Source organism: Streptomyces noursei ATCC 11455, assembly GCF_001704275.1.
Lineage (GTDB): Bacteria > Actinomycetota > Actinomycetes > Streptomycetales > Streptomycetaceae > Streptomyces > Streptomyces noursei.
In genome coordinates this window covers 1,865,147-1,887,539 of the sequence record NZ_CP011533.1, presented here as the reverse complement: position 1 = coordinate 1,887,539, position 22,393 = coordinate 1,865,147, and the positions used below count along the sequence as shown (strand labels likewise).

The 22,393-nt window shown below is 74.2% G+C and carries 19 protein-coding genes; 5 read left to right on the top strand and 14 right to left on the bottom strand.

The window, feature by feature from the left end; genetic code table 11:
- Positions 1 to 18: 18 nt before the first annotated feature.
- Entirely contained in the window at positions 19 to 231 is a 213-nt protein-coding gene (locus SNOUR_RS07930) for an EF-hand domain-containing protein (protein ID WP_039630690.1), read from the top strand.
- A 50-nt stretch (positions 232 to 281) separates the two neighbouring features.
- On the opposite strand, the gene SNOUR_RS07925 is transcribed toward SNOUR_RS07930, so the two are convergent.
- Positions 282 to 2,693, bottom strand: a complete 2,412-nt coding sequence (locus SNOUR_RS07925; RefSeq protein ID WP_067344996.1) for a GH92 family glycosyl hydrolase — start codon at positions 2,691 to 2,693, stop codon at positions 282 to 284.
- Positions 2,694 to 2,807: 114 nt separating this feature from the next.
- On the opposite strand from SNOUR_RS07925, the gene SNOUR_RS45270 reads away from it, so the two are divergent.
- Positions 2,808 to 3,683, top strand: a complete 876-nt coding sequence (locus SNOUR_RS45270; protein ID WP_067344995.1) for a hypothetical protein — start codon at positions 2,808 to 2,810, stop codon at positions 3,681 to 3,683.
- A 29-nt stretch (positions 3,684 to 3,712) separates the two neighbouring features.
- Here SNOUR_RS45270 and SNOUR_RS07915 read toward each other — a convergent pair whose 3' ends face one another.
- Positions 3,713 to 4,915, bottom strand: coding sequence for an MFS transporter (locus tag SNOUR_RS07915; protein ID WP_067344993.1), 1,203 nt, complete (start codon positions 4,913 to 4,915; stop codon positions 3,713 to 3,715).
- An 84-nt stretch (positions 4,916 to 4,999) separates the two neighbouring features.
- On the opposite strand from SNOUR_RS07915, the gene SNOUR_RS07910 reads away from it, so the two are divergent.
- Positions 5,000 to 6,049: an ArsR/SmtB family transcription factor gene (locus SNOUR_RS07910; protein WP_067344991.1), complete on the top strand. Its 1,050-nt coding sequence runs from the start codon at positions 5,000 to 5,002 to the stop codon at positions 6,047 to 6,049.
- Here the strand turns inward: SNOUR_RS07910 and SNOUR_RS07905 are convergent.
- From SNOUR_RS07905 to SNOUR_RS07890, 4 genes are all read right to left on the bottom strand, one after another.
- Positions 5,976 to 7,415 carry an amino acid permease gene (locus SNOUR_RS07905; RefSeq protein ID WP_067344989.1) on the bottom strand — a complete coding sequence of 480 codons (1,440 nt, stop codon included), beginning with the start codon at positions 7,413 to 7,415 and terminating at the stop codon, positions 5,976 to 5,978. The genes SNOUR_RS07910 and SNOUR_RS07905 overlap by 74 nt on opposite strands.
- A gap of 120 nt (positions 7,416 to 7,535) precedes the next feature.
- Entirely contained in the window at positions 7,536 to 7,751 is a 216-nt protein-coding gene (locus tag SNOUR_RS07900) for a dodecin (RefSeq protein WP_039630682.1), read from the bottom strand.
- Between the two features lie 104 nt (positions 7,752 to 7,855).
- Positions 7,856 to 8,317 carry a universal stress protein gene (locus tag SNOUR_RS07895; protein WP_067344988.1) on the bottom strand — a complete coding sequence of 154 codons (462 nt, stop codon included), beginning with the start codon at positions 8,315 to 8,317 and terminating at the stop codon, positions 7,856 to 7,858.
- Positions 8,318 to 8,353: 36 nt separating this feature from the next.
- A complete protein-coding gene (locus SNOUR_RS07890; RefSeq protein WP_067344986.1) occupies positions 8,354 to 9,100 on the bottom strand; it encodes a PAS domain-containing protein in 747 nt (248 codons plus the stop codon).
- A gap of 146 nt (positions 9,101 to 9,246) precedes the next feature.
- Between SNOUR_RS07890 and SNOUR_RS07885 the strand changes: the two genes are divergently transcribed.
- Positions 9,247 to 12,435, top strand: a complete 3,189-nt coding sequence (locus SNOUR_RS07885) for a cytochrome P450 (RefSeq protein ID WP_067344984.1) — start codon at positions 9,247 to 9,249, stop codon at positions 12,433 to 12,435.
- A 73-nt stretch (positions 12,436 to 12,508) separates the two neighbouring features.
- Here SNOUR_RS07885 and SNOUR_RS07880 read toward each other — a convergent pair whose 3' ends face one another.
- Positions 12,509 to 13,069, bottom strand: coding sequence for a DUF2165 domain-containing protein (locus tag SNOUR_RS07880; protein WP_067344982.1), 561 nt, complete (start codon positions 13,067 to 13,069; stop codon positions 12,509 to 12,511).
- Positions 13,070 to 13,197: 128 nt separating this feature from the next.
- Here SNOUR_RS07880 and SNOUR_RS07875 point away from each other — a divergent pair, with 128 nt between their 5' ends.
- Positions 13,198 to 14,259, top strand: a complete 1,062-nt coding sequence (locus SNOUR_RS07875; RefSeq protein ID WP_067344980.1) for a phosphatidylinositol-specific phospholipase C domain-containing protein — start codon at positions 13,198 to 13,200, stop codon at positions 14,257 to 14,259.
- Between the two features lie 29 nt (positions 14,260 to 14,288).
- On the opposite strand, the gene SNOUR_RS07870 is transcribed toward SNOUR_RS07875, so the two are convergent.
- From SNOUR_RS07870 to SNOUR_RS07840, 7 genes are all read right to left on the bottom strand, one after another.
- Complete coding sequence (locus SNOUR_RS07870; protein WP_067344978.1) at positions 14,289 to 15,353, bottom strand: trypsin-like peptidase domain-containing protein; 1,065 nt, start codon at positions 15,351 to 15,353, stop codon at positions 14,289 to 14,291.
- A gap of 132 nt (positions 15,354 to 15,485) precedes the next feature.
- Positions 15,486 to 16,418 (bottom strand): phosphatidylinositol-specific phospholipase C, encoded by a 933-nt coding sequence (locus SNOUR_RS07865; protein ID WP_067344975.1) that lies wholly within the window; start codon positions 16,416 to 16,418, stop codon positions 15,486 to 15,488.
- Positions 16,419 to 16,544: 126 nt separating this feature from the next.
- Positions 16,545 to 17,507: an L-histidine N(alpha)-methyltransferase gene (egtD, locus tag SNOUR_RS07860; protein WP_067344973.1), complete on the bottom strand. Its 963-nt coding sequence runs from the start codon at positions 17,505 to 17,507 to the stop codon at positions 16,545 to 16,547.
- Positions 17,504 to 18,259, bottom strand: a complete 756-nt coding sequence (gene egtC, locus SNOUR_RS07855) for an ergothioneine biosynthesis protein EgtC (RefSeq protein WP_067344971.1) — start codon at positions 18,257 to 18,259, stop codon at positions 17,504 to 17,506. The genes egtD and egtC overlap by 4 nt, the downstream gene beginning before the upstream one ends.
- Positions 18,259 to 19,584 carry an ergothioneine biosynthesis protein EgtB gene (gene egtB / locus SNOUR_RS07850; protein WP_067344969.1) on the bottom strand — a complete coding sequence of 442 codons (1,326 nt, stop codon included), beginning with the start codon at positions 19,582 to 19,584 and terminating at the stop codon, positions 18,259 to 18,261. Before egtB ends, egtC begins: the two co-directional genes overlap by 1 nt.
- The gene (egtA, locus tag SNOUR_RS07845) at positions 19,581 to 20,909 is read right to left on the bottom strand and encodes an ergothioneine biosynthesis glutamate--cysteine ligase EgtA (RefSeq protein ID WP_067344967.1); all 1,329 of its coding nucleotides are present in this window, start codon (positions 20,907 to 20,909) and stop codon (positions 19,581 to 19,583) included. The genes egtB and egtA overlap by 4 nt, the downstream gene beginning before the upstream one ends.
- Before the next feature lie 221 nt (positions 20,910 to 21,130).
- The gene (locus SNOUR_RS07840; protein WP_067344965.1) at positions 21,131 to 22,342 is read right to left on the bottom strand and encodes a pyridoxal phosphate-dependent aminotransferase; all 1,212 of its coding nucleotides are present in this window, start codon (positions 22,340 to 22,342) and stop codon (positions 21,131 to 21,133) included.
- Between the last annotated feature and the right edge of the window lie 51 nt (positions 22,343 to 22,393).

Sequence of the window (22,393 nt, the reverse complement as noted above, 5' to 3'; positions counted from 1 at the left end):
GACGAAGGGGCACCACCCGTGGCAGACATAGAGCAGGCCAAGGCCACGTTTGCGAAGTTCGACGCGGACGGCGACGGCCGGGTCACGCCGGACGAGTTCAAGAGCGCGATGGCCGCGATGGGCGACCACCTGGTCACCGGCCCGATGGCCGAAGCGGTCATCAAGGCCAAGGACAGCGACGGTGACGGCCTGATGTCCTTCGACGAGTTCTGGAAGTCGGTCCAGGGCTGAGTCGCGGGACCGGGCCGTGCGCCCGGTCCCGCCGCTTGACCGCGGTGCGTTCAGCGCCCGCCCCCGGCCGGCCGCCGCGGGGCCGCGGCGAGCGCGCCCGGCGTCCCCACCGGCGGCGGGGCCGCCCCCTCGCCGGTGCCCCAGCGGGACGGCTCCGGGCCCACGGAGAACGCCAGCGCACGACCGGCGCGCAACTCGTCGCTGGTCAGATAGGTGCGGTCCCGGGGCGTGCCGTCGAGCCGCACCGACTGGACGTAGCGGTGGGCGGACGAGGTGCCCGGGGCCAGGACGGAGAAGTGGCCGGCGGGGTAGTACCGGCGGTCCAGGGTCAGGTCCACCCGGTCGAAGACCGGGGTGCTCAGCCCCCAGGTGTCGGTGCCCGGCTGGACCGGGAAGACGCCGATCGAGGAGAGCACCATCCACGCCGACATGGTGCCCAGGTCGTCGTTGCCCGTCATCCCGGTGGGGGTGTCGGTGAAGAGGGTCAGCGCGGCGTGCACCACGTCGGTGGTCTTCCAGGGCTGCCCGGTGGAGAGATAGGTGTACGGGGCGATCAGGTCGGGTTCGTTCTGCGGGTTGTACTTGTCGGCGTTGTAGTAGTCGTAGGGGCCGTTCACCCACACCTCGCGGGCCGTCCTCGCCGGGTCGGCGAGCAACTGCCGGTAGGCGAAGAAGGAGTCGAGCCGGGCGGTGGCCTTCTCCTTGCCGCCGATCAGCGCCACCATCCCCGGCAGGTCCTGCGGCACCAGCCACTGGTACTGCCAGGCCGTGCCCTCGTGGAAGCCTTCGCTCTTGGCCGGGTCGGCGGGGCCGACGAAGGCACCCGAGGCGTCCCGGGCCCGGAAGAAGCCGGTGGAACGGTCGAAGAGCGTGCGGTAGTTGAGCGCCCGTGCGGCGTACCGTGCGGCGTCCGCGCGGTGGCCCAGGTCGTGCGCCATCTGCGCCAGCATCGCGTCCGACAGGGCGTACTCCAGCGTCGCCGAGGCGCCGTGGTCGAAGTCGGAGTCACCGGGCTTGGTGTGCGGGCGGCCCTTGAGGTACGGCGCGTAGCCGTTCTTGAGGTAGGCGGCGTTCGCCTCCCGGCCGACGGCGGGGGAGGCGGCCGGCGGCACCCCGTCGGCGTTCTTCCGCAGCGCGGCGTACGCCTCCTCCTCGTGCCCCCTGAGCAGTCCCTGACGGTAGGCGTTGGTGAGGAACGGGGTCACCGGGTCGCCGGTCATGATGTTGGTCTCGACGGTGCCGTAGCCCCACTTGGGCAGCCAGCCGCCCTCCTTGTCGATGCGCAGCACCGACAGCGCCATGTCGCGCGCCTCCTGCGGCGCGAGCAGCGACAGCAGCTGGGACTGGGTGCGGTAGGTGTCCCACAGCGACCAGTTCTGGTAGTAGGTGAACCCCTTTGCCCGGTGCGGGCGTTGGTCCCAGCCGGTGTAGCGGCCGTCCACGTCGGTGCCGAGGTTCGGCGCGAGGAAGGAGCGGTAGAGGGAGGAGTAGAAGGTCCGGCGCAGGGTGCGGTCGCCGCCGCGGACCCGCACCAAGCCCAGCCGCCGCTCCCAGGCCGCGTCCGCCGCCGCCCTCGCCCGGTCGAAGGAACTCCCGCCCTCCGCCGCGAGGTTGCGTGCCGCGCCGGCCGCGTCCACGTAGCTCAGGGCGGTGGTCGCCTCGACGACGCGGTCCTTGCGGGTGTCGAACCGGACGTAGGCGCCGTTCCGGCCGGACCCGGTGGAGTCCCCGGACCCGGGTGTCACGGTGCCGCCGCGCCACGTCCCGTACGCGGTGAACGGCCGGTTGAAACGGGTCACGGTGTAGACGGTGTACGGCCGGGTGTCCTGGCAGAAGCCGCGGCCGGTGATCGCGGTGCGGACGGTGCGGGAGTCCAGCACCTCGACGCGGGTGGAGACCGTCCGGTGCAGCGACTGGCCGGTGTTGAGCAGCACATTGGCCCGGTCGGTGGCCGGGAAGGTGTAGCGCTGGCGGCCGGTGCGGGCGGTCGCGGTCAGCTCGGCGGTGATCCCGCCGTACGAGGTCAGCCGGACGCGGTAGGAGCCCGGGCGGGCGGACTCGCCGTCATGGGTGAAGGCCGCGGCGTACTTCGCGTAGTCGGTCTCGGTGACGGTGCCGGTGGTCGGCAGGACCGGCAGGTCGCCGCCGAGCCCGCAGCCGACCCCGGAGATGTGCACCGAGCTGAATCCGCGGATGTGGTCGTCGTCGTAGTCGTAGCCGGTGGTGTGCCCGGTGTCGGGGGAGAGCTGCACCATGCCGAACGGCACCGCGGCCCCGGGGTAGGTGTTGCCGTCGTTCCGGCTGCCGATGAAGGGGTTGACCAGGTCGGTGAGGCGGCCGCCGGGCGGTTCGGCCGGCGCGGGGGCGGCGTGCGCGGCCGGGGCGGTGAGCACGCTTCCGAGGAGCACGGCCGCCACCGCCGCGCCCGCGGTGCGCGGCCGGGTGCGTCGGGTCCAGGGCATGGGCAGACCTCCAGGAGGGCCGACAACGTTGTCAGGGCGGGCTCATTCTTGGGCCCGGGCGAGGGCGCGTCAAGGGGCCGCGATGCGCCAACACCCCTCGCCTACCCTTGCCTTGTGCAGCCCTCGGATCCACCCCCGGCGGACCGGGACACACGACCGGAACATCCGGACCCGGCCGTTCCCGCCGCCCTGCCCGCCGCGTTCGTCCGGTACGCCGTCGCCCTGGACGCGGTCGAACTCGCCTGGGGATACCTGCACGCCAGGCTGACCGCCGAGGACACCGTCGAGCTGGCGTTCCTCCGGCGCTGCGACCTCGGGACGGACGGGATCGCGTTCGAGCGGATCCACCGGGCGGGCGCGTCGGTGGCGACGGGTCGGACCGCCGAACTCCACGCGGTCTGCCGGGAGATCGCGCCCGCCGACGAGGACGGGGACGGGCGTGCCCCGGAGCGGATCTGGGACTACCTCGCCGGCTGCCGCCGGGCCGACCGCGGTGACCGGACCGTGACCGAGTCCCGACTCGACGCCGGCCGCGCCGAGTTCCTCCTCGCCCGGACGGTCCCCGGCCGGGGCATGAACTGGCAGGAGGACTCCGCGCTGCTCGGCACCGACCGCCCCGAGGAGGTGGACGCCGCCTTCGCCCGCGGCGAGGAACGCGTCGGCGTCGCGGTCATCGGCCTGGCCCTCACCCACCCGAGCCCCCGGGCGATCCTGCCCCGCGTCGCACGGACCCTGGAGCGGGCCCTGGCGGCGGACGACGCCGGCCTGCGCCACCAGGGCATCGTCGCGCTGGCCCACACCGCCCGGCTGCACCGCACGGTGGACGCCCGCTGCCTGGCGCTGCTGCGCCGCTGCCCGCGCGACACCGAGGCCGACATGGACCTCTGGGCGTACGTTCCGCGCCGCCGCCTGCCGTGGTGGCTGTGGTGGCACCGGAGCGTCGGGCGGCGCTGGCGAGCGGCGCGGCGGCGGTTGCGGCGGCGCGACTGAACCCGCCCGGCGGGCCGCGCCGCCGGGCGTCATGCGTCGGGTGCGGCGCCCGTCCCGCTCGGTGCGCGGGGCGCCGGCTCCGCCCGCAGCCCGGGCGCCACCACCACCGTCACTCCCATCGACGCCACCGCGAGCGCCGCCATCGCCCGTCCCGGCGGGAGCCATTCGGCCAGCGCCCCGGCCAGGGCGGCGCCCACCCCCTGGCAGGTGAGCATGCCGGAGGAGTGCAGCCCGAGGGCGTGGCCGCCCAACTCGTCCGGGGTCAGGGCCATCAGCCGGTCCTGGAGCAGCAGGCCCGAGGCGTAGCCGAGGGTGGCCAGCAGCACCGCCGCCACCGCCAGGGCCGTCGGCGGCCGCACCGCGAAGACCAGGTACGGCCCGGCCAGCAGCAGACACAGCGGGACCGCCAGACGGCCCGCCCGGTGACGGGGGACCCACCGGCCGACGAGGGTGTCCCCGATCAGCATGCCGAGTGCACCGCAGGCGAACAGCAGCCCGGCCTGCCGGGGCGCGTACGGCACATAGAGCGACTCGCAGCCGACGATCAGGCCGTTGGGCAGCCACAGCGCGAGGTAGACGGACCGCCGCGGCCGGTCGGTCCACAGCAGGGCGTTGGCGCGCCGGGTCCGGGCGAGGGAGGGGCGTCCGGTGGCGCGCGGCGGACGGGCGGCGAGGCCACGGTGGGCGACGGCCGCCCCGGCGGCGTACAGCGCGGCCGCGGCCAGCAGGGTGCCGCGCGGCGAGAGCGTCGCCACCAGCGCCCCGCCCACCGCGAAGCCGCCGATCTGCAGCACCCCCGACGCCATGCCGAACACCGAGCGGCCCAGGAGGTAACCCTCCCGCGCCAGCAGCTCGTTGAGCAGTCCGTACCGCACCCCGCCGCCCAGGGAGGCCAGCACCCCCAGCACCGTCAGCACCGCGAAGGACGCCCACAGCGGCAGCCCCGGCACGGCCAGGACGGCGGTGCCGAGGGCCGGCAGCAGGCCCAGCCCGGTCAGCGCGGCGCGCGGCGGCAGCCGGTCGGCCGCCGACAGCAGCGTGGCCGCGCCGACCACCTGGGCCAGGGCCGGGCCGAACATGGCCAGGGACGACAGCAGCGGCGAGCCGGTCGTCCCGTACACCAAGGTGCCCAGGGCCAGACCACCGACCGTCTGCCCGGCCACCTGGCAGGCGGACGCGACGAGGAGCGGGGAGAACTCCGGCGTGCGGAAGAGCTCGCGATAGGTGCGCATGCCGGGAGTCTCCGGGCCGCCCGGTGCCCCGACGTACAGTTTCGCGGGCGCGCGAAACGAGCGCGGAACGAGGGGGCGGCGGACGTGGGTTGGTGGCAGATCGACGCGGACACCCTCGCCACGGGCCGGTTCGTCGTCTCACCGCTGGCCGAGACCACCGCCGCCCTGAAGACGCTGCACCGCGGCAGCGCCGGCGACCCGGGCGAACGCGCCTGGCTCGACGCCCGACTGCCCGCCTACCGCGCCCGCCTGGCCGACGACCCGCCGACCGCCCAGCTCGTGTGCTGCGCCCTCGGCCCCGCCTGGAACGCGACCTTCCTGACCCCGGCCCCGAGCGGCGACCGCGACCAGGACTTCCCCGCCGAACTGGCCCGGGTCCGCGACACCCCGCCGGCCACCGCCCGCACCGACCTCGTCGAAGCCCTGGGCGGCGCCCCGCTGCCCGCCGCCCTCCGCGACCGCGACGACCTGCCGGAGCGCGCCGCCGCCCTGCTCGACTGGGTCTGGCGGCACACCGTGCTCCCGGACTGGCCGCGCCGCCGCCGCGTCCTGGAGGCCGACGTGCTGGCGCGCACCGCCCGGCTCGGCGACGGCGGTTGGGCCGCGGCCCTGGACGGGATGCGGCCCGGCCTGCGCTGGCTCGGCGGGAACCGCCTGCGGATCGGCGTCCACGGCCGACCGCCGCGCCAACTGGACGGGGCCAGCCTGCTGTTCGTGCCCGTCACCCCGCGGCAGTCCTGGCTGTGCTGGGACACCGGCGGACGCCGGCCGCACCGCTCCGCGGTGGTCTACCCCTGCTCCGGTGCGCTGGCCGAGCCGGACCGGCCGCCGGCGCCCGGGGCGTTGGCCGCGCTGCTCGGCCCCGGCCGGGCGGCCGTCCTGGCACTGCTCGGTACGCCGAAGAGCACCACCCAGCTCGTCGCGCTCACCGGCCAGGGCCTGGGCTCGGTCGGCCGACACCTCCAAGTCCTCCGCGACGCCCGGCTGATCGCCCGCCGCCGGGCCGGGCGCAGCGTGCTCTACCGCTGGACGGAGGCCGGCGAGGCGGTCGTACGGGCCGTCACCGCCGCCCCGCGGCCGTCCCGTCCGCCCTCGCCAGCTCCGACTTCCGGTAGGAGTACGAGAAGTAGATGACCAGGCCGACCAGGAACCACACCACGAACCGCACCCAGGTCTGCCACTCCAGGAAGGTGATCAGCCACAGCGAGAAGCACACCCCGATCGCCGGGACCACCGGCATGCCCGGCGTGCGGAAGGTGCGCGGCAGTTCGGGGCGCCGGTAGCGGAGCACGATCACCGCGACGCACACCACCACGAACGCCAGCAGGATGCCGATGTTGGTCAGTTCGGCGGCCTCCCCGATCGGCAGGAAACCGGCGATCAGCGCGGACGCCGCCCCGACGATCCAGGTGACCCGGACCGGCACGTGGTGGGTGGCGCTGGTCTTGGCGAACCACTTGGGCAGCAACCCGTCGCGGCTCATCGAGAACCACACCCGGGTCACCCCGAGCATGAAGGTGAACATCACGGTCAGGATGCCGATGATCGCGCCGACCGCGATCACGTCCGCCAGCCCGCGCAGCCCGACCGACTTGAAGGCCGAGGAGAAACCGCTCTCCGGGTCGATCTGCCGGTAGTTCTGCATGCCCGTCAGCACCAGGCAGGCCAGCACGTACAGCACCATCGACACGGCCAGCGAATACATGATCGCCCTGGGCATGTGGCGCTGGGCGTCCCGGGACTCCTCGGCGGCGGTGCTCATCGCGTCGTAGCCGAAGACCGCGAAGAAGACGGTGGCCGCGCCGGTGAACGCGCCGCTCACCCCGAACGGGAAGAACGGCCGGTAGTTGGCGGTGTCGAGGTGGAAGAAGCCGACCCCGATGACGACCAGCACCACCAGCACCTTCAGCCCGACCACGATCGTCTCGAACCGTGCGGCGTTCTTGATGCCCAGCGTCAGCAGATACGCGATCAGCAGACACAGCACCGCCGCGAAGAGGTCCACCCGGTGCCCGGGGCCGGTGCCGGGCGCGCCGAGCAGCCACGCCGGCAGCTTCACGCCCAGCTCGCCGAGCAGGAAGGAGAAGTAGCCGGAGATGCCGATCGCGACCACCGCCACGATCGCGGTGTACTCCAGCAGCAGGTCCCAGCCGATGAACCAGCCGGCCAGTTCGCCCAGCACCGCATAGCCGTAGGTGTACGCCGAGCCCGCCTTCGGGATCAGCCCGGCGAACTCGGCGTAGGAGAAGGCCGCCGCGGCGCTGGCCACGCCCGCGATGAGGAAGGAGACCAGCACCGCCGGGCCGGCCTTCTCGTGCGCGACGGTGCCGGCGAGCGTGAAGATGCCGGCGCCGATGATGCCTCCGACGCCGATCGCGGTCAGTTGCCACAGCCCGAGTTCGCGGGTGAGCTGCTGGGCCGCGGTGCCCTCGGGCTCCTCGATGTGCTCGATGGGTTTACGGCGCCATACGCCCTCTCCCGCGCGCAGCAGGCGTGCCATGGGTGATCCCTCCGTACGCTCGGTACGTGCCCGTCGTGGTCCGACGGCGGATCATCATGGACCGCCGGCGACGCCGGACGAAGGCGACGCGGCGGCGGGGAGCCATTCGGCCCCGGTGCTTCAGCCCGTGTCCTCCAGCCGGAAACCGACCTTCAGACCGACCTGGTAGTGGTCGATCCGGCCCTCGACGATATGGCCGCGGACCTGCGTGATCTCGAACCAGTCGAGATTGCGCAGGGTGTTGGAGGCGCGCTTGATGCCGTTCTGGATCGCGGCGTCCACGCTCTGTTGGGACGTCCCCACGATCTCGGTGACGCGATAGGTGCGGTCGGTCACGGTGGTCTCCCTCGTCGGGGCGGCACTCCGCCCGTCCACCCTCCACCGTGCCTCAGCCGCGTCCGGCTCACCAGCGGAGCCGGACACGACCTGCCGGACACGACCTAGGGGACCACTGTGACCGGCCACCGGCCGGCCTTCACCAGGCGCACCGCGACCGAGCCCATGATCCGGTGTCCGGCGGACTCCGAGGCGCCCACCACCACCGCGTCCGCCCTGAGCTCGTCGGCCATCTGCACCATGCCGTTGTACGGGTCACCACGCAGGGTGTGGAACTCCCACCGCAGCTGGTAGATCCCGTCGAGCCGCTCGGTGGCCCGGCGGATCTCGGCCATCAGCTCCTCGGCCACCTCGTTGGTGGCGTCCATGACCGGCGCGCCCATCGCGGCCCCGGTCGCCAGCACCGGCTGGACGTAGACCATCACCAGCTTCGAGCCCTGGCGCCTGGCCAGTCCGGCCGCGTACGCCGCGGCGCGCCAGGACGAGTCGGAGCCGTCGACGCCGACGACGATGACCTTCGGGCCGTCCGTTCCGCGCTCGAACCGCGCGGCTGCATTGTCCTCCACACCAGCGAGGTTATCCGCACACACGTGCAGTCGGGCTCAGGGGGCGGTGGGGTGCGCGTCGCCGTCCTCGGGTGCCGCGGGCGCCGGCGGCCAGCGGTCCGGGGCGAGCACCCCGAGCACGTACGCCTTCGCCACCAGCGCGGTGCGGCCCTGCACGCGCCAGCGGCGGGCCAGCCGGGTGAGGTGGTAGTTCACCCCGTCGACGGTCAGGCCCAGGGCGCTGCCGACCGCGGCGGTGGTCGCCCCGCCGGCCGCCAGCGCCAGGATCCGGGCCTCGACGGGGCTGGCCGCGGCGCGTGGCACGGCCGGCGGGGCGGCGGCGACGGCCCCGCCGTCCTCCCGCAACAGGGCCAGCAGTGCCGGCGGTGCCGCGGACGGGTCGCCGACCGGATCGATCGTCAGCTCGCCCTGCCGCTCCGGCTCGTCGGGCCCGGTCCGCCACCGCACCTCGACCGGATAGCGGGACCGCCGGCCCAGCCGCAGCGCCTCCATGATCCGGGCGATCTGCGCCGGGTCCCGGGGCCGGAACCGGTCGAGCAGGTTGCGGCCGCGCAACTGCCCGGGGACCGCGCCCCACTGCGCCGCCATCGCCGGATTGGCGATCAGCACCATACCGTCCGCCCGGCACACCGCGATCGGCGTGGGGATGCGGTACAGCAGCATCACGAAGTAGTCGCGGTAGGAACCGGCCGGGGGCGGGTCGGGCAGGGCCTGCGGCTCCCGGCGTGGACAGTCCCCGCCCGGGTCGTCCTCCGGCGCACCACCGTGCGTCGCTCCGCCCATCGCCCGGTTTCCGCCCTTTCTCCCGTGCCGCCGGCCGCCCCTGCCCCATCCTCGCCCCGTGCGCAAGAGTGCGCGACGACGAACCACTGCACAATCATGCAGTTCCCTGGGGCGAGGGCGGTCACCGGGCCGGTCACGCTGGAGACATGACCGACACCATCGCACCCCGGACGGGCGACCTCACGGACGCCATGGGCGCCCCGGTCGCGGACCTCACGGCGACCGGCATCAGCAACACACCCCTACAGCAGGCCATGGACCTCGCGCGGATCCACGGCCCGGCCTATCTGCGCAAGTTCGGTGCGCGCGAGACGCTGTTCCTCTCCTCCCTCGACCTGGTCACCGAGGTCTCCGACGAGACCCGCTTCGCCAAGGGCGTCTCGGTGATCCTGGAGGACGTGCGGGAGTTCGCCGGTGACGGTCTGTTCACCGCCTACAACGACGAGCCCAACTGGGCCAAGGCCCACGAGCTGCTGATGCCGGCCTTCGCGCTGGGCTCGATGCGGACGTACCACCCGGCGATGCTGAAGGTCGCCCGCCGGGTCATGGCGGCCTGGGACCGACGGATGGCCGAGGGCCGTCCCATCGAGGTCGCCGACGACATGACCCGGATGACGCTGGACACCATCGGACTGGCCGGCTTCGGCTTCGACTTCGAGTCGTTCTCCCGGGACACCCCGCACCCCTTCGTCGACGCGATGGTGCGCTGCCTGGAGTGGAGCATGACCAGGTTCGCCCGCCGGCCGGGCACCGACCACTCCGCCGCCGACGCGGCGTTCCGCGCGGACGCCGACTACCTCGCGTCCGTCGTCGACGAGGTGATCGCCGCCCGCCGGGCCAGCGGGGAGCAGCGCGACGACGACCTGCTGGGCCTGATGCTCGCCGCCGGGGACGGCGACGGTGCGCACCAGGGCCCGGTCCTGGACCTCGCCAACATCCGCAACCAGGTCATCACCTTCCTGATCGCCGGCCACGAGACCACCTCCGGCGCGCTGTCCTTCGCCCTGTACCACCTGCTCAAGGACCCGGTCGCGCTGCGGCTGGCGCAGCGCGAGGCGGACGAGCTGTGGGGCGACGACCCCGACCCGGACCCCTCCTTCGAGGACATCGGCAAGCTGGCGTTCACCCGTCAGGTCCTCAACGAGGCGCTGCGCCTGTGGCCGACCGCCGCCGCCTTCACCCGCCAGGCCCGCACCGACACCGTGCTCGGCGGCCGCTACCCGGTCGCGGCCGGCGAACTGGTCACCGTCCTCACCCCGATGCTCCACCGCGACCCGGTCTGGGGCGACAACCCCGAGGCGTTCGACCCGTTCCGCTTCACCCCGGAGGCCGAGGCGGCCCGCTCCCCGCACGCCTACAAGCCCTTCGGCACCGGTGAACGCGCCTGCATCGGGCGGCAGTTCGCGCTGCACGAGGCGACCATGCTGCTGGCGCTGCTGGTGCACCGCTACCGGCTGATCGACCACACCGGCTACCGGCTCCGCGTCAAGGAGACCCTCACCCTCAAGCCCGACGGCTTCACCCTCGCGCTCGCCCCCCGCACCCCCGCCGACCGGGCCGCGGTCCGCGCCGCGCTGGCCGTGCTGCCCGGCGGGTCCCCCGAGGACACCGCCACCGGCGCCGCCCCCGACGACGGCCTGCCCACCCGCGTCCCGCAGGACACCGGCCTGCTCCTGCTGCACGGCACCAACTACGGCACCTGCCGGGAGTTCGCCGAGCGGCTCGCCGACGAGGCCGCCGCCCTGGGCTTCGCCACCGACGTCGCCCCGCTCAACGCCTACGCCGGCGGGCTCCCCGCCGACCGCCCCGTCGTCATCGTCGCCGCCTCCTACAACGGCCAGCCGACCGATGACGCCACCGACTTCACCGCCTGGCTCTCCACCGCCCCCGAGGGCGCGGCGGCCGGCGTCGGCTACGCCGTGCTGGGCGTCGGCGACCGCAACTGGGCCGCGACCTACCAGCAGGTCCCCACCCTCATCGACGACCGGCTGACCGCGCTCGGCGGGGCGCGGCTGCTGCCCCGCGCCGAGGCCGACGCCTCCGGTGAACTCATGGGCACCGTCAAGGAGTTCGCCGCCGCGCTCCGCGTCGAGCTGCTGATCCGCCACGGCGACCCGACGACCATCGGTGACGCCGCCTCCGACGCCGTCGACGACTCCGGCTACGCCGTCACCGCGCTCACTGGTGGCCCGCTCGACGCGCTCGCCGCCCGGCACGACCTCGTCCCGATGACCGTCACCGAGGCGTACGACCTGACCGCCGAGGGCTGGCCGCGCCCCAAGCGCTTCCTGCGGCTGGCGCTGCCCGACGGCGTCGGCTACCGCACCGCCGACCACCTCGCCGTGCTGCCGGTCAACACCCCGGAGGCGGTGGCCCGCACCGCGCGGGCGCTCGGCGTCGACCTGGACACCGTCCTGGCGCTGCGCCCGCCCACCGGCCGCCCGGCCCGCGCCACCCTGCCCGTCGACCGGCCGTTGACGGTCCGTCAACTCCTTACGCATCACCTGGAGTTGAACACCCGCCCGACCGCCGAACAGCGCGCCCTGCTCGCCGCCCACAACCCCTGCCCGCCCGAGCGGCACGCCCTGGAGAACCTCCCCGAGGACGATCCGCGCACCCTCGTCGAGCTGATCGAGGCGCACCCCGCGCTGCGCGGCGCACTGCCCTGGCCGGTGGTGCTGGAACTGCTGTCGCCGCTCCGCATCCGCCACTACTCGCTGTCGTCGTCGCCCGCCGCCGACCCCCGGCACGCCGACCTGATGGTCTCGCTGCTGCCCGGCGGCACCGGCTCGACGTATCTGCACACCCTGCGGCCCGGTGACACCGTGCTGGCCCGGGTCCAGCCGTGCCGGGAGGCGTTCCGCCTCGACCCGGCCGACGACACCCCGGTCATCATGGTCGCCGCCGGCACCGGACTGGCGCCCTTCCGCGGCGCCGTCGCCGACCGCGTCGCCACCGGCCGGACCACCTCGGCCCGGCTCTACTTCGGCTGCGACGACCCCGACGGCGACTTCCTGCACGCCGCGGAGTTCGCCGCCGCCGAGCGGGCCGGCGCGCTCGCCGTCCGCCCCGTCTTCAGCGCCCGCCCCGAGCGCGGCCACCGCTTCGTCCAGCACCGGATCGAGGCCGAGGCCGCCGAGGTGTGGGAGCTGCTGCGGGCCGGGGCCCGGGTCTACGTCTGCGGGGACGGCAGCCGGATGGCCCCCGGCGTCCGGGCCGCCTTCCGCGCCGTGCACCGGGCCGGCACCGGCGCCTCGGAACAGGAGTCGGAGGCGTGGCTGCGCGAACTGACCGCCTCCGGCCGCTACATCGAGGACGTCTACGCGGCCGGCTGACGCCCGGCCGAACCGCCGGCGGCGGGTGCGGGATCCTCCCGCACCCGCCGCCGATCGACGTCGCCGATCGTGCCTAGTCCTCGGCGCCGTCGTCCGTGCCGGCCGGCCGCGCGGTCGTCCCCGGCGCCATCCCCGACAGCTGCACCAGGAGCAGCACCACGCCGGTCATGAGGAAGTTCCGCACCGCGGCCTCGACCCCGTTCCACTGCTTCGACTGCCACATCGAGAACCACTCGCCGCCGATCGCCCAGAACCCGGCGCCGAACAGCACCATCATCATCAGCAGCCCCACGGTGGCCAGTCGCCGGGCCCGCGCGGCACCGCCGGACCGCCCCCGCAGCGCCCACAGCGCGGTGGCCGCCAGCAGCACCAGCGCCGCCGCCGACTCCCAGACGATCACCGCGACATACGCGGCGTCCTGTACCGTCCGCGAGGTGATGGCCCGCCACATCAGGTCCGGGTCCTGGAAGGTGGTGTCCATCGCCAGCACATGGCGGACGTACGCCTGGTTGGTGCCGAAGTCGGTGATGTTCCCGAAGGCCACCAGCGTGATGTACAGCGCCACCATCCCCGTCGACACCGCCGCCGCCCAGGACAGCCCGTTGGAGGTGGTCGTGTTCCCCCGGTTTTGCATTCGTACGCCCTTTCGTTCAGTCGTTCGCGTCGCTGACCGTATCGTGCCTGCTCCCGTTCCGCTCGCCGACCGCCAACTCCCGTACGCTGCTGACCGACCAGGCAGGACACCAGGGGAAAGCGGGGAACATGAACAGGAAGCGGTGTGCGGGAACGGTCGCCGTCGCGGCGGCGGCGATGATCGCGGTGACCGCCCCGGCGGGCGCGGAGCCGGCCCCGGCGACGGCCGCCACGACGGCCTCCTCCACCTACGACACCACCACCGCGGTCGGGGTCCACAACGCGTACGAGAAGGCCAAGTACCCCTACTTCGCCGACGCGTTGGACTCCGGCGCCGCCCTCGTCGAGGTGGACGTCTGGACCAACGGCCTGGGCGCGTCGTGGCGGGTCGCGCACAGCAACCCGCTGGGGAACAACAGCAACTGCGTCGGCGCGACCACCGCCGCCGAACTGCGCACCAAGGACCGCGACCAGGGCTTCGCCGGCTGCCTCGCCGACATGCGCGCCTGGCACGACGCCCACCCCGGCCACCGCCCGATCCTCGTCAAGGTCGAGATGAAGGACGGTTTCAACGCCAAGGGCGGGCGCGGACCGGCCGAGTTCGACGCCCTGATCCGGCAGAAACTGGGCGACGCGGTATACGGCCCCGGCGACCTGGCGGCCGGCCGCACCACCCTGGACGAGGCGGTGCGGGCCGGCGGCTGGCCCTCGCGCGCCGACCTGGCCGGCAAGTTCCTCTTCGAGCTCATACCGGGCACCGTCGAGGAGAACAACCCGCTCGACAAGCTGTGGACCGACGTCGAGTACGCCGGCCACCTCAAGGACCTCGCGGCCCGCGGCCAGTTGGGCCGGGCCACCGCCTTCCCCGCCGTCCACGGCGCCGCGCCCGGCGACCCCCGGGAGCGCTACGCCGACCCCGCCCTGCGCCCCTGGTTCGTGGTGTTCGACGGCGACGCGGCCACGTATCTCGACGGCACCATCGACACCTCCTGGTACGACGCCCGGCACTACCTGCTCATCATGACCGACGCCCACAAGGTGCCCCCGGCCCTCGACCCCACCCACCCCACCGAGGCCGAGGCGCTGGCCCGGGTCGGGAAACTCGCCGCCGCGCACGCCAGCCTCGCCACCGCCGACTGGTACCCGCTGCCGTCGGTCCTCGCCACGGTCGTCCCGCGCGGCGGCGCCTGACGGCCCGACCCTGACCCATCGGACAGGCCCTAGCCCCGGACGGCCCGCCGGTACAGCTCCGCCACGTCCGACCCGAAGCGGCTGCTGTACGACGTGGTGTCGTCGCCGCCCTCGTCCTGGCCGCCGATCACCCCGATGAGCGAGCCGGTGCCGGTCACCGGATCGACGTCGGTGAGCATCGGGCCGCCGCTGGTCCCGTTGGGGAAACCGGCGCAGGGGAAGCGGAGCTGGCTCGGCCCCTCCGCGTCCGCGGTGTGCCGGCAGCTGACCGGGGTGTCGCGGTCGGACGGGTAGCCGGTCAACTGCGCCGGCCGGCCGGGCGGGGCGTCGAACCGGATCTGCTCGGCGCCGGTGACGTCCTCGATGCGCTGGTCCGTGCCGCCGTGCCGGCGGACCCGGAGGAACGCCACGTCGTGGTCCGGGTCCCGGTCGCTGATCCAGCGCGGATCCACGTCGATCCGGGTCGGCACCCACAGCCCGTACGGCGCGACCCCGTCGTGCAGGCCGGGCGCGAAGACCAGTCGGGTGCGGAACCCGCCGTCGTGGACGCAGTGCGCGGCGGTGGCGACGAGGTTCCCGGCGGGGGAGTGCACCACGCTGGCGGTGCAGTAGTGACCGGGGTCGCCGTCGTCGCCGGGGGAGAAGAGCGCGCCGACCGGCGGCGCGGGGGTCGCCGCACTGGCCACCAGCGGGCGGGAGACGGGCAGCGGGGCCGGCGCGCCGTCGGCCCCGCGCGCGGCGGTCGCCGCCGGTCCCGGCACCTCGCGGTACGGACCGGCCAGCACCGCGGCGGCGGCCCGGTCACCGGCGGACCGCGAGGCGAGGTACGTCCCGGTGGCCGGGTTCCCGGGCGCCACGTAAGGGTCCTGCCGCGCAGCCTTCAGGGCCAGCGCCGTCCCGCCCACGACGACCGTCAGTATCCCGAGCGTCAGGGTCACCCGCAGCGGCACCCCCGCGCGGGCCCGCCCGGTGCGGACCGGCCCGCCGGGCTCCGGCGGTTCCGACGCCGGCCCGGACCGGGGCGCCCCGGTCGTGCCGGGCGCGCACCGCGCATCCTGTACCGCCGCCCCGGGCTCGCGTTCGCTCGTCTCCACCAGGTGCCGCCTTGCGCTTCAGCCGGCGCCGCCGCACCGCACGCCGTCGTGCGGGGCGGGGCCAGCGCCGGAACCAGACATTTCAACCAGTCTGATGCACGGCGGCGCCTAGTGGTTCGGTTCGACGGCCGATCACGTGTGCGGCTGGGCCGGCAGAGTGACGCCGAGCCCGGCCAGGTTGTGCCGGATCAGGGTCTCGGCCATCCCGAACTCGTTGGGAAAGTCCATCGGGACGATGCCCAGGCCCCGCCAGGCACTGCCCTCGGAACCCTCCAGCAGGCTCTTGACCCGCGGATTGAGCCGGTCGGCGTTGGACCGCGGCGGCAGCAGGGCGGCGGTCGAGACGTAGTTGACGAAGAGCTTGCCGGGCTGGGCGACGGCCTTGCGGAACTGCGCCTCGACCTTGGGGTACTTCCCGATCGGCTCGGTCATGTAGTCGTCCTGGATGTCGAACAGCGCCGGGTCGGCGTACCGCACCCCGCCCAGCCCGTCGGAGTCCGCCAGCAGCACGACCCGCCCCCGGGCCGCGCCCAGCGTCGGCAGCCCCTGATCCAGCCGGAACAGCGAGCGGTAGCCCTTGCCGTCCAGGTAGATCTCGAAGATCCGGCGGAACTCCGCCGCGGAGACCTCCGAGTACTCCTGCTTGACCCGCATCAGCACGGTCTCGGACGGATGCGCCCGCAGGAAGTCCCGGCAGGCGTTGAGCACGTCGCCGAACATCAGCTCCTGGAAGAACGCACCGTGGTGGATCGCGAAGACGTCGTCGATGGCCCGGCAACGGACGTCCAGGAACCGGATGCCGGCGGCGAGTTGCTCGGTGACCGAGGTGTTCTGGCACTCCACCCACGGCCCGCCGATCCGGGCGCCGGAGTCATGGGTCCCGGGGATGCTCAGCCGCTGCACGGGCGTGGCGTCGCCGAGGGCGGACATCCAGTCCCGCACCGACACCGCGGCCGGGGCGGCGGCCGCCGCGGACCCGCCACCGCCGATGCCCGCGAGCAGCCCGGCGGCGGACAGCCCCGCCGCGCCCCTGAGGAAACTCCGCCGATCCAGCGCCGTGCCCATGCCCTGCCCCTCCGTCGAGCCCGTGTGGGTCCGCACGCGGCGGGCGAGCCGGCGACGCGTACGGATGTGCGATCGGGGCATCGAACCACATCGGCGGGGGACAGGGCACCCGGTGGCCGGAACGGGTCAGACCCGCAGCGCCAGCGACAGCGCGAACCGGCCGGCGCGGTCGGTCCACCACTCGGTCAGCCGCAGCCCGGCGGCGGCGAGTTCGGCGCGCACCCCCTCCTCCCGGAACTTCGCGGAGATCTCCGTGCGCAGCTCCTCACCGGCCTCGAACGGCACGATGAGGTCCACGTCGGGGATCTTGACGGTCAGTTCCGTGCGGGCCCGCAGCCGCATCTCGATCCACTCCTGTGCGGCGTTCCACCGCGCGACGTGGTCGAACGCCTCCGGATCGAAGTCGCCGCCCAGCTCGCGGTTGATGACCGCCAGGACGTTCTTGTTGAAGGCGGCCGTCACCCCGCGGGCGTCGTCGTACGCGGCGACCAGGGTGGCCTCGTCCTTGACCAGGTCGGTGCCGAGCAGCAGGGCGTCGCCGGGCGCGAGCAGGTCGCGCACGGCGCGCAGGAACGCGGCCCGCTCGCCCGGCAGCAGGTTGCCGATGGTGCCGCCGAGGAAGGCCAGCAGTCGCGGTCCGGGCGTGGGCGGCAGGGTGAGGCCCTGCTGGAAGTCGGCGACCAGGGCGTGCACGGTCAGTCCGGGGTGCTCGGCCAGCAGCCCCTCGCCGGCCGCCCGCAGCGCGGACTCGCTGACGTCGACCGGCAGGTAGGTGTGCAGGTCGGTGAGCGCGCGCAGCAGGTGGCGGGTCTTGTCGGACGAGCCGGAGCCCAGCTCGATGAGGGTGCGGGCGCCGGTGGCGGCGGCGATCCGGTCCGCGGTGGCCAGCAGGATCTCGCGTTCGGCGCGGGTGGGGTAGTACTCGGACAGGGTGGTGATCTCGTCGAACAGCTCGCTGCCGTGGGCGTCGTAGAACCACTTCGGCGGCAGCTGCTTGGGCGTGCGGGACAGTCCCGCGACGACATCGGCGCGCAGTGCGGCCGCGGTGGCGTCGGCGGGCAGGGTGCGGGTGATGCTGAGCGGGCTCACGTTGCGGGCTCCTTGAGCGGGGTGAGATGGACCTCGGTGCGGGTCGCGCACAGCAGCGTGCTCTCGGGGACCTCGGTCCAGTGGGGGGAGTCGTCATAGGGTTCGGAGGCGACGACCCGGCCGCCGCCGGGGACGGCCCGGTGGAACAGGGTGTCGCCCCAGGTGGTCGCGGCGATGCAGGTGCCGTCGGTGAGCAGCAGGTTGAGCCGGGAGCCGGGGGCCGCCGCGGCGACCTCCTCCACCGTGCCGGCCAGCGCCCGCCCCGGGTCGTCGCCGGCGGCCAGCCGGTGGTGCACCAGCGCCCACAGGAACGCGGTGTCGCTGCGGGCCTGGAGCCGCAGCAGCTCCGCCGCGGGCAGCCCGGCGGCCAGCGGTGCCAGGGCGTCCGGCCAGCCGGCCACCGCGCCGTTGTGACTGAAGAGGTACCGCCCGGAGGTGAACGGCGCGGCGGCGGCCTCGGCGTCGGCGCCGGCCACGGTGGCGTCCCGGACCGCGGCCAGCAGCGCCCCGGTGCGGATCACCCGGGCCAGGTCGGGCAGTTGCTCGTCGGCCCAGATCGGCCCGGCCCGGCGGTAGCGGGCCGGCACCGGGTCGCCGGGCGCGTACCAGCCGACGCCGAAGCCGTCCGCGTTGACCGTGCCGTGCCGCTGGTGGCGCGGCGCCCAGGACTGCCGGTACAACCCGTGCGGCGGCGCCAGCACCACCTGACCGAGCGACATCTCCGGGCCCAGATAGGCGAGATGACGGCACATCAGATCAGGTCCTCGGTCGCCGGCCCGGCGTCCCGGGCGGTGCGGAACCCGGCGAAGATCTGCCGCCGCACCGGAAGGTCCCAGTTGCGGAAGGTGCCGCGGCAGGCGACCGGGTCGACGGCGAACGAGCCGCCGCGCAGCACCTTGTACGCGCTGCCGAAGAACACCTCGGAGTACTCCCGGTAGGGGAACGCGGCGAAGCCGGGGTAGGGCAGGAAGTCGCTTGCCGTCCACTCCCAGACGTCGCCGATCAGCTGATGGACGCCGAGCGGCGAGGCGCCGTCGGGGTAGCTGCCGACCGGGGCCGGCCGCAGATGCCGCTGGCCGAGATTGGCGTGCTCCGGCGAAGGGTCCGCGTCGCCCCACGGGTAGCGCCGGTCCCGCCCGGACGCCGGGTCGTGGCGGGCCGCCTTCTCCCACTCGGCCTCCGTGGGAAGGCGCCGCCCGGCCCACCGCGCGTACGCGTCCGCCTCGTACCAACTGACGTGCAGCACCGGCTCGTCCGGCGGCACCGGCTCGGTCACCCCGAACCGCCGGCGCAGCCACTGCCGGCCCTCCAGCCGCCAGAACAGCGGCGCCCGCAGCCGGTGTTCGCCGACCTGCGCCCAGCCCTCCGGGGCCCACCAGCGCGGGTCGTCGTAGCCGCCGTCCTCGATGAAGCGCTGGTAGGCGCCGTTGCTCACCGGGGTGGTGTCGAGGAAGAACGACGGCACCGTCCGCCGGTGCGCGGGGCGTTCGTTGTCCAGCGCCCAGGGCTCGGTGGACGTCCCCATCAGGAACGGCCCGCCGGGGACCAGCACTTCGGACGGCAGGGGGCCGGTGGGTGCGGGCGGCGGCTCGGGCGCGGTGAGCACCGGCGGGCCCTTGCGCAGCTGATGGGTGATCAACATCGTCTCGTCGTGCTGCTGTTCGTGCTGGGCGATCATCCCGAAGGCGAAGCCGCCCGACAGCAGCGGGCCGCCGTGCAGCTCGGCGCGCTCCAGGACGTCCAGCACCCGGCCGCGGACCTCGGCCACATAGTCGCGGGCCTCGGTCGGCGGCAGCAGCGGCAGCGCGGGCCGCTCGGCCCGCGGGTGCTCGAAGGCGTCGTAGACGGAGTCGATGTCCGGGCGCAGCGCGTCACGACCGCCGACGGTGCGCAGCAGCCACTGCTCCTCCTGGTTGCCGATGTGCGTCAGGTCCCACACCAGCGGGGACATCAGCGGCGAGTGCTGGGCGACCAGGTCGGGGTCCTCGACGCAGCCGGTCAGCAGGCGGGTGCGGTCGCGGGCGGCGAGCAGCGCCGCGGCGGCCCGCTCCCGGAACGGCTCGGGGTCGATGGTCACAGGCTGTCCTTCCCACGGATGCGGCGGCCCTCGGCCGCGGCGCCGGGCCCGCCGCCCGCCGGGTCCGGGCCGCCGGCGACGTCCGCTGCGGGCAGCGCGTCCAGCTGGTCGTCGGCGGGGCACCGGCCGCGCGCCACATAGCGCTCGGTGAACTCCGCGACCGCCGCCCGGATCCCGGGGGCGGCGCCCAGCCGCGGCAGCGCCTCCTGCGCGGCGGCGAAGCAGGCGACCGCGGCGGCGCCCAGCTCGGGGTCGGTGAGCCCGTCCCGGGCCGCGGTCCGCCACAGCGGGTTCTCCGGCGGCGGGCGCAGGCCGGCCGTCTCCGCAAGGGGCTTGACGGTCCGATAGGCGAACTCGGCCGCCTCCGGATCGTCGAACAGGGCGGCGGTGACGGCCAGCGGCACGATCCACCCGTCCGGGCCCGGCTGCGCGTCGATCATCCGCAGCTCCAGATGACCGCGCGGCCGCACCGGCGGGAAGAGCGTGGTGATGTGGTAGTCCAGGTCCTCCCGTGTCACCGGCCGGGGCAGTCCGGTGCGGATCCACTCGCGGAAGGTGAGGCCCTCCGGGGCGTCCCAGGGGCCGTCCTGGCTCCGGACGCACATCACCGGGGCGTCCAGGGCGTAGCGGGCCCACGCGGTACGCGGCTCCGCGTCCTGGGGCGGGGCGAGGGTGCGGCCCGGGTCGAGTTGCGTCCAGATGGCCTGGCGGGTGGTGCGGTAGCCCGTCGGGCGCCCCTCGGCGAGCGGGGAGTTGGCGAACGCGGCGGCCAGCACGGCACCCAGCAGGTGCGCCAGCAGCCACCGTCTGCCGAGCCCCAGCGGCCCCGGCTCCTCGTGACCGGCGTCCACGCAGACCTGCACGGAGGCGGTGCCGCACATCATGGACCGGCCGGCCGGTCCGTGCCGGTCGAAGTACGCCTCCATGGCGTCGTAGCGCGGTGCGGTGAGTACCCGTCGGGGCGGGTGCCAGGGATTGTGGCCGTGGCCCGCGAGACCGAGGCCCAGTTCCCGCAGGACGGGCCGGACCCGGGCGAGATCGGCGGCCACCGCCTCGACGCAGGCGGTGAGGGAGTCGGCGGGCAGCGAGCTGAGCTCCAGTTGGCCGCCGGGTTCGAAGGTGAGGCAGGAGTGCAGCGGCTGGGCGCGCAGTGCGCGGGCCGCCTGGTGCATCCGATCCGGTGGGACCGGACATCGAGGGTTGTGCGCGTCGTGGACCAGCAGTTCTATCTCGACGCCTATGCGGCGCGGCGGGCCCGTCTTGAAGCAGATCCCACTCAAGTGGGCCTCGAGTTCCGCTTCCGATACCGACGGTCGTACGGGCATCGCTTCCCTCTCCCCTCCGGGCGGCGGCAGGATTGCCGCCCTCCACCTAAGCCGCTGCGGGCGGTCCGCTCAAGAGCGCCTGCCCGTGGTGGGCGGCCCGGCACGGAGGACCGGGCAGGTGGGACGGGGGAGCACCGCGGGAAAACCAGTACGCCCGTTCGGGTGGTGCGCGACCATGACCGCGGCCGGGGGCGGCGGGCGCCCCGGCCGCGCCGCCCGCCCTACTGCCGGTATCCGGCGAGGAAGCGTCCGATCCGGCCGATCGCCGCGTCGAGGTCGTCGGCGTGCGGGAGGGTGAGGATCCGGAAGTGGTCCGGGCGCGGCCAGTTGAAGCCGGTGCCCTGGACGACCTGGATCTTCTCCCGCAGCAGCAGGTCGAGCACGAACTTCTCGTCGTCGTGGATCTTGTGGACCGCCGGGTCGAGACGGGGGAACGCGTACAGCGCGCCCTTGGGCTTGACGCAGGAGACGCCCGGGATCTCGTTGAGCCGCTCCCAGGCCCGGTCGCGCTGTTCGCGCAGCCGGCCGCCGGGGAGGACCAGGTCCGTGATGGTCTGCCGGCCGCCGAGAGCCGCCTGGATCGCGTACTGCGCCGGGGCGTTGGGGCACAGCCGCATGGAGGCGAGGGTGCCCAGCCCCTCCAGGTAGTCCGCGGCGTGCTCCTTGGGGCCGGAGACCACCAGCCAGCCGGAGCGGAACCCGGCCACCCGGTACGACTTGGACAGGCCGCTGAAGGTCAGGCACACCAGGTCCGGGGCGAGCACCGCGGCGTGGTGGTGGACGGAGTCGTCGTAGAGGATCCGGTCGTAGATCTCGTCGGCGAAGACCATCAGCTGGTGGCGGCGGGCCAGGTCGAGCATGCCCTCCAGCAGCTCGCGCGGATAGACCGCGCCGGTGGGGTTGTTGGGGTTGATGATGACCAGCGCCCGGGTCCGGTCGGTGATCTTCGAGGCGAGGTCATCGAGGTCCGGCAGCCAGTCGGCGGACTCGTCGCACAGGTAGTGCACCGGCTTGCCGCCGGCCAGGCTGGTGACCGCCGTCCACAGCGGGAAGTCGGGCGCCGGGATGAGGACTTCGTCCCCGTCGTCCAGCAGTGCCTGGACCGCCATCGAGACCAGCTCGGAGACGCCGTTGCCCAGATAGACGTCGTCGACGTCGACGTCCGTCAGCCCGGCCTCCTGGTAGCGCTGGGCCACCGCGCGGCGGGCGGCGAGGATGCCCCGGGACTCGGTGTAGCCGTGCGCGCGGGAGAGGTTGCGCATCACGTCCTGGAGGATCTCCTCCGGGCACTCGAAGCCGAACAGTGCCGGATTGCCGGTGTTCAGCCGCAGCACGCTGTGGCCGGCCTCCTCCAACGCGTCCGCGTGCTCGATCACCGGCCCGCGGATCTCGTAGCAGACGTCGGCCATCTTGCTGGACTGCTTGAACTGCATGCGGCGGCCTCCCTGGTTCTCTCGCCCGCCGCGGGGCGCGGCAGCACGCGT